General features: G+C 33.3%; 5 protein-coding genes. 1 reads left to right on the top strand and 4 read right to left on the bottom strand.

From position 1 onward, the window contains the following. Positions 1-264: 264 nt before the first annotated feature. The 4 genes from F1Z66_RS13595 to F1Z66_RS13580 all read right to left on the bottom strand — a co-directional run bounded on the left by F1Z66_RS13595 (position 265) and on the right by F1Z66_RS13580 (position 4,889). The gene (locus F1Z66_RS13595) at positions 265-639 is read right to left on the bottom strand and encodes a hypothetical protein (RefSeq protein ID WP_159357611.1); all 375 of its coding nucleotides are present in this window, start codon (positions 637-639) and stop codon (positions 265-267) included. A 200-nt stretch (positions 640-839) separates the two neighbouring features. After that, entirely contained in the window at positions 840-2,945 is a 2,106-nt protein-coding gene (locus F1Z66_RS13590) for a sensor histidine kinase (protein ID WP_149864173.1), read from the bottom strand. Positions 2,946-3,519: 574 nt separating this feature from the next. Beyond that, positions 3,520-3,771 (bottom strand): hypothetical protein, encoded by a 252-nt coding sequence (locus tag F1Z66_RS13585; RefSeq protein WP_149864172.1) that lies wholly within the window; start codon positions 3,769-3,771, stop codon positions 3,520-3,522. Between the two features lie 935 nt (positions 3,772-4,706). Continuing rightward, positions 4,707-4,889, bottom strand: a complete 183-nt coding sequence (locus F1Z66_RS13580) for a hypothetical protein (protein WP_159357610.1) — start codon at positions 4,887-4,889, stop codon at positions 4,707-4,709. 559 nt (positions 4,890-5,448) lie between these two features. On the opposite strand from F1Z66_RS13580, the gene F1Z66_RS13575 reads away from it, so the two are divergent. Beyond that, a complete protein-coding gene (locus tag F1Z66_RS13575; protein WP_159357609.1) occupies positions 5,449-6,489 on the top strand; it encodes an integrase in 1,041 nt (346 codons plus the stop codon). Positions 6,490-7,186 lie beyond the last annotated feature (697 nt).

Genomic DNA, 7,186 nt, shown 5'->3' with positions numbered 1-7,186 from the left:
AATTCATGGCATAACAGATTTAGAAAGTTATTTACCAGATATGAGAAGAAGGCTGAGAACTATCTTGGGCTGATACAGTTCTCTTGTTTTATGATTGTTTATAGAAAGATAATTTTGGGATAGACTCAGTTGTTTTTCTTTTAAATTAACTTTACTAATATAAAGAAAGTTTACTACAGTTCTTATATTTGATTTGAATGCAATTATAGAAATAAGACCAATTTTTCTCTTTTTGTTACCATCGTTTAACCAATTTTCTACTATCTAATATATTTCAAATTCCCATATACCTTTGATATTTACTAAGTATGGTATTAATATACGCCACAAACAAAATTTCCTATGATCTTCAATTGGCGTTTGTAAGAGTTTTTCTATCCATGGGATTTCTTTTAGTTCCCTTATATTAGATCTTTGGTTATAGCTGGGCCGTCTCTTTTCTTCTCTCACTCTTTCAGTTATAAGATGGGATAGAAATGTTCCAAGTTGATATGATATTGGGACCCTTTTGCCATCCCGCTCGATCATATTAACTTTGGATTCTTCTTCAGTCAACTCATTACAAGACATATTGAATTTAAGTGAAAGGGAAAACTTGACAAATATGATTTGAATGAATGAGGTCGACCTTGTCAGCATGACCGTGGGATAGAAAGTCTTTTATCAAATATTTTATGAAAAAAGTTGAGTATACATTAACAGTTTTATATTAAAAAGTTTTGAAGATGGTTATCCAACGGAAGATGGATCAATGTAGAAACTTGGTCTTGATTGGTTTTCCAGTTTATATGTTTCGACACAAAATTTTGCTATAATACAATCTTTTGTCTGATTTCCTTTTAACTATCTTGCAAAGGTAGTCTAAAAGTAAATGTTGCCCCTTTTCCATCTTGATTGTTTTGGGCCCAGATTTCGCCCCCATGAGCTTCAATAATACGTTTTGCTATGTATAACCCTAGCCCGGTTCCCTTCTCTGATTTTGTGACAAACTTGTTAAATAGTTGTGGTAAAATTTCTTCATCAATACCTTTTCCCTTATCCTTTATTGAAACTATAACGCCATTTGCTTGACTCTTATCGTTTTGATTTTTTGTTGTTACAATGTCAGATTTCTTCTCAATTCGAGTGCTATCAAAAAGATCTTTCTTTATTGAAATAGTTATTGGTTCATTATCTGAAAACTTAATGGCATTGTTAATCAAGTTGGAAATGGCTTGAAACATTCTAGTCCTGTCTATTAGAACCATTAATGGGTCTTGCTCGGTTTCAAAGCGGATATCAACGGGTTTGACATTTCCTGCTTTGCTAGTCTCGCTTGATTCCTCATGTATATCTCTGATTACATTTTTGACCTTTTCATTAATATTGAAAATTTCTTTATCAAGTTCCAACCTTTTGCCTTCAATTCTTGATACATCCAATATGTCCGAGACTATTTTTTCAAGTCGCCGTGAATTTCTATAAGTTGACATCAGACCTTCTATAAAGCCATGCAATTGTTGCTTGTCTTTTACCATGTCTTCAAACTCTTTATCTATTTTTTCATAATTTGCTGATGTTCCTTTTAAAAGTGATGGAAGATAGGCGATTTCAATTAATTCTATATTTCCCGATATGGCTTGTGATGGTGTTCTTAGTTCATGGGCCGCAATATTGATGAATTCTTTTTGTTGAATATCATGTTGCTCCAGTGCCTTGTTGGCATCTTTTAACTTAGAATTGCTTATGGCTAGTTCTTGATTTGTATTTGTTAGGGCGTTCTTTGTTTTGGTTAAATCGCTATTTGATTGACTTAATTCCTTTACCATTTCTTTTAATTCCCCTGTTTTTTGATTCACCAAAGAGCCGAGTAATCGATTCCATTTTAGTAGTAATATTGCCGTTATAAATGATATAGTTATGATGGTTCCAATTATGATAAATGTAAGAGAAGTTTGAAAATTGATAGTTGCTGTTACATCTTCAGCAAGTGTATGGGGCGCGGCAATGAATAAGGTTCCTATTTTATCAGATGATTCTAATACTTTTTTTCCCCCAGCCGTGACGGAATCGTATGCAATTGTAGTTACATTATTGCCAAATGTAAATTCATTCATACCATTATTAGAATTCATTGCATTTCTTATGATTGAGTTAAATTCTGCAGATCTGTCCTTTAATAATAAATTCACTGCTCTTTGAAACTTTTGACCAAAAATCCCCTCACCAATTAATGTTTGATTTTGAGTATAAAGGATTGTACCATTCCTATCAACAAAAGTAACATCCCCGGGAAAATTTGGGTGAATTTGATCTTCCAAAAATCGGCCGAGCATCTTTGTTTCAATCGACGCAAACACTACTCCTTCAAAGGTTTTAGATATGCTTAATGATTCGTTTCCATTTGTTCTATTATCCACATTAGTGACTTGAGGTGCAAACGATGAAAAAATTGGAACTGAAATATACAGGCGGGGGATATTGTCGTTTGAAATGATCACAGTACTTATGTAAATTGTTCCATTTTGTTTTGGAATGTTAAAATATTCTCTAGAACTTAGATCCGTTCCAACGTATTTAGAATTATCTTTCTCATCAATACTTGTAAATGTTACTATCTTACCTTCTTTATCTAATAAATAGTAACCATCTGTAAGACTGGCTGTTGACTCCAAACCCTTATTCAGCAGTATTTGAATTTTAGAAATATTCCAATCCGTTGTTGAAGGCGAATTGGCAATTAATTCTAAATTAGATCTAATTGTATTAATTGCATTTCCAAGACCATTCGATAAGCTAAAGGCCTCAATTTCGGAATTTGTTTGTAACTCTCTAATCGCTAGGCTTTGAATCTTATCATTCGTTTGAGTGAAATAATTATAAGAAAAGAGAGATAAGACTATAGAAGAAACTACAATTATAGATAAAATTATGGTGCTTTTTTGAAGTCTCCTCCGGTCCAACATTTTATAAAAATAGGGTTTGATTTATTAGGATTGTTTTGGTCTCATATGTTGATTCCCTAAAATCTTAAGTAATTGGTGATAAAACCAAAATTTTGCAAGTTTAATTTACCCACTAATTTCCGATACCTAACAATAAAAATATATTCAGAGACAATCAATATATGCACATCAATGACAAGAACGCTCCATCTGGAGTGCTTAGACTAGTAATGAGGGCTTTTTGTCAAGTTTCCTTGATAGTCAAAAAACTTGTTTTTAAAGGCCTATTACATCTTCCACATACAATTTCGTAATATGGTACCTTATTACTTCAACTGGCAAGAAACTCATGTCCTCTGATTACTTCAAACATATCAGCATTAGATCTCTGATATATCGGATATGCTATCAAAGTTAAATCATATGTAAAAACATGCACATACATCTTCTTTAGAATTGATAACAGATTCAAAGTTATATTGATAAATATCTTTATGATTTTTACAGGTTTCGTAAAAAAGTAGATTCGACTTGAGATTGTTGTCTCAAAAGTTTTGGCGATGGCATGTTGTGATTTGGGACTCAAACGAAGCCGTCAATTATAGATATATTCTATTGCAATAGACTCATCATAATTTCTTATATCGAGTCTTTTAATCAGTCTATCAAGACTTGTATCTTTGTCTAATATCTTTCTGTTCTTTATGGCAACATATCTCTTGTCATACTTTTGCTTAAGGTCATAGTCCAGCTTATGTATCCATTTAAAGTTATCTGCCAATTTTTCCAATTTATCTAGATCGGATTTGGCAAAATCATCTAGATCTTGCATGGTAAAGACTTTCATAGAATTCTAACCCTATTAAATATTGTCTTGATTCTAATTTCTTATAGTCATTAACTTAACAATTTAACGTAATCTTGAATCAAGTTTAGGTAAATTCAATCTATGATCTATTGTTTTTAATAGTTTTATTTCAAGTCCTAGACTATACATCTTTAGACTTAAACAACTAGAAAAACTTGCTCTTGATTTTTGCCTAAAAGAACAAGGGTTAATTTGTAATTACATTTAGTCAATTCTATGTGTTCGATTTGACTCATAATTGAATTGTGGGTTATACTTGCAATAGGCTAGGTAGATGACTACTTTTGGCATTGTATGATCACAGTTTTGTTCTCTTAATAGATAATATTTCATGAGTTTTTGTAGGGATGTGCTGCCTTATAGGTACGGTTTGACGATATCCAACTTTTTGAAGAGGAAATTCTCGATGTTAATGAGGATTGCCATGCTCATCTATATACAATATGGTCGCAGAAATCTACGCTGATTATCTCAACATTTTTTATAATTTTATATTTTTTGATATAAAAATGACTATCTATTTTTGTTCCTACGAGATCGAAAGTTTTGGCGACGGCTCTTCCTAATTATGAGTAGCGTAAGATCAACTGATGATTAAATAGAATGTTAATTCAAGTATGCTATGTCAGATACCAAAGAATCAGTTGAAGATGCAGGGGAAAGTATGAAAAGAGGAGCAAAGAAGGCAGGTCATAAAATAGAAGAGGGTGCAGAAGAAGCCAAAGATAAAATAGACTAGGTTTATTCACTTTCTCTAAACTCATACGTTTTTTCTTTTTTTATCTTAATTGCGTTCTAAATTAATAGGAACGTCCTTACATATGTATAGGCCAAAGACACCAAATGCGAGAGCACGTATACATAACATTAGATTTACTTATAGTCAGCGAAAATAGTATTTTTCATGGTAAATTTTACTTATTCTGATAGTTCTGATTCCAAAACTCGCGAAATGGAGGATATGCTGCTTCAGACGCTATATGAGTCTCATGTTCATGGGTCGGACTAAGTTGATTTAGGAATATTAAAAGAAAGGCCAAATCAGGATTATCATATTTTGCAGATGCAGTTTCAATTCTCCGAGAAAAGTTATTCATTGGGGCGCCGCCAGAGGGCACTTTTAGAATTTCTAGTGAAGGTATTAGTGAATATCAGAGGAGAAATCTTTCCTAACGACGACCGCGAAACTGTGGAACAATACTCCTAAATATGACCTGTTTGTTATGGTGGTTTAATTATTTGAATATTAAGGATAGGGAAAGGAGAATTTGTATCCTGGACTATAGAATGCTTTCCATTCTTGGACTAAAGTGGGGGCCGTCACTACTAAAACTGTAATCATCAACACAACAAAACACATTACCAAATACCGCAACATGTCATTGTTCTATTAGCATATTCTGATATTTTAGCGATATAAGATGGTCCACACTTTAATGAATCGGTGGAACTTCAACCAGGATAGATCTTTCGCATCAGTGGTGTAGAGGCTCTTTTTGCAAAAAAGAGTCACACAGTCCGGCTAAGCATTTCGCCCTCTCAATCGCGACAAGATAGGAAACCTTTAAGCTCTATTCATCATATAATACAACATTCTTTTGACAAAATGCAACCTTTGTAACCAGGGATTGAACTCCAACTATATCAGAATTGGAAATGCAGGAACCCTCAAAAAGATTGGATATACATGTCCAAATTGTAATATTCACTACGATAAAAAACTATACAGTAAATCAAAAACTGTATACAGATTCTCAAAAAACAGATATCAACAAAACAGGCCCAAATTGGCCCCAGAATTCAAATATAAGGATGCTCCGGCCGGGATTTGAACCCGGGATCGTCGCCTTGAGAGGGAACGTTCAAATCCCGTCCTTGGAGGGTTTTCAAGAATATTTGGAATCAAGCCTAAAGCTTGAAAAAGCCACTGTTAGAAATCGTATGGTATATGCTAAGAAGTATCATAGCTTATTACAAACATGGAACTTCTCTGAATTAGCAAAGATGTCTATTCAAAAACGGGGTCATGTTATGAGAGCACTATCGTTATTATCAAAGTATCAAGGTCAATATGAGAAATGGCAACAAGTGAGAAATAATTATCAATTAAAATGGTCAAATACCGATTCGCTGAATAGTTTTCGTAAAATAAACGATGAAAATAACGATATTAATAGTATGATAGACTGGGTAAGACAATCAGTTAAACAGTTCCCTAGATTTGCCAATGTCTTAATATTCAATACTTTGACAGGCCTAAGACCAACAGAAGCTGTCGAGTCCTTTAATTTATTATCCTCCTCTTCTAGGGATTACCTCTCTAAAGACGGCAGAAGACTGGAACACTTTAGATTTCCGTCAATCTTTATCAGAAGAACTAAGAAGGCATTCATCTCAATAATGAATAAGCACATAATGAATTTGGTAAAGGAATCTAAATATGAAGATTTAAACTACTCTAAAATCAGACTTGCATTTCAGAGGAATAATAAGAAATGCAATATGTCTTATTGCCGCAAGATATTTGCTACTTTCTTGAGGAATGAGGGGGTTGAACCAGAATTAATAGATCTTTTACAAGGACGAATACCTAATTCCATCTTTGTCAGGCACTACTATCGCCCGCAACTCGAAACAATTTATAATCGAGTTGCGGACAAGTTGGATAAACTAAATGACCTGTTAACAAGAACTTAATTATAAGGATAAATAATATAACTTAATCCTTTCAAAGAGATTATCAAATTAATAGAAATTTACAGATAAATTGAGGATTATAAAATAGTCATGTAAACCGAACATGTATTATTGTCACAAGGTCTTTATTACCTTCTTCTGCAACAAAGGAATTGAGCCCGAAATAATCGATTTACTTCAGGGAAGGATTAGTAGTTCAGTATTTGTGAATCACTATTACAGACCCGATATCAATCAAATAATAACAAAAAGGATACGACCGGTATTGGGTGAGTTAATGCAGTAACTGATTTGACTAGCAACTATTATCAAATTTTGTTAATAAGTATGAATAACGAACATCGTTTTCTGCAAGGTTCAATTATTTCCTATACGGCTACTAGCAAGTTCTAAAGTTACCGCCTAAATGCAAACCTTTATTCTAATTCCTATAAAAAGAATAGGATTGACTCAAATAGTATATCTGATTAATAATAATACAATCGTCAGGCGCTGCAACAGAGGCGAAAACTAACAGTCACACGACACCAGATAACTCTTAGACTCTGATATGCTTTACTAATATGGCATACTACCCGGATTAGTTTCTTTTCAATGTTTCTCTAGATTAAAATGTGTAGGAGCAAACACTTCTGGGCACCAGATTCTCGGTCAATTAAAATCCACACACATGTCGGTGTATCATAACTTCCCTTTT

Origin of the sequence: Candidatus Nitrosocosmicus agrestis (assembly GCF_008389435.1) — an archaeon.
GTDB lineage: Archaea > Thermoproteota > Nitrososphaeria > Nitrososphaerales > Nitrososphaeraceae > Nitrosocosmicus > Nitrosocosmicus agrestis.
Note: the sequence above shows the minus strand (reverse complement) of the source record. Positions and strands in the feature narration are given on the sequence as shown.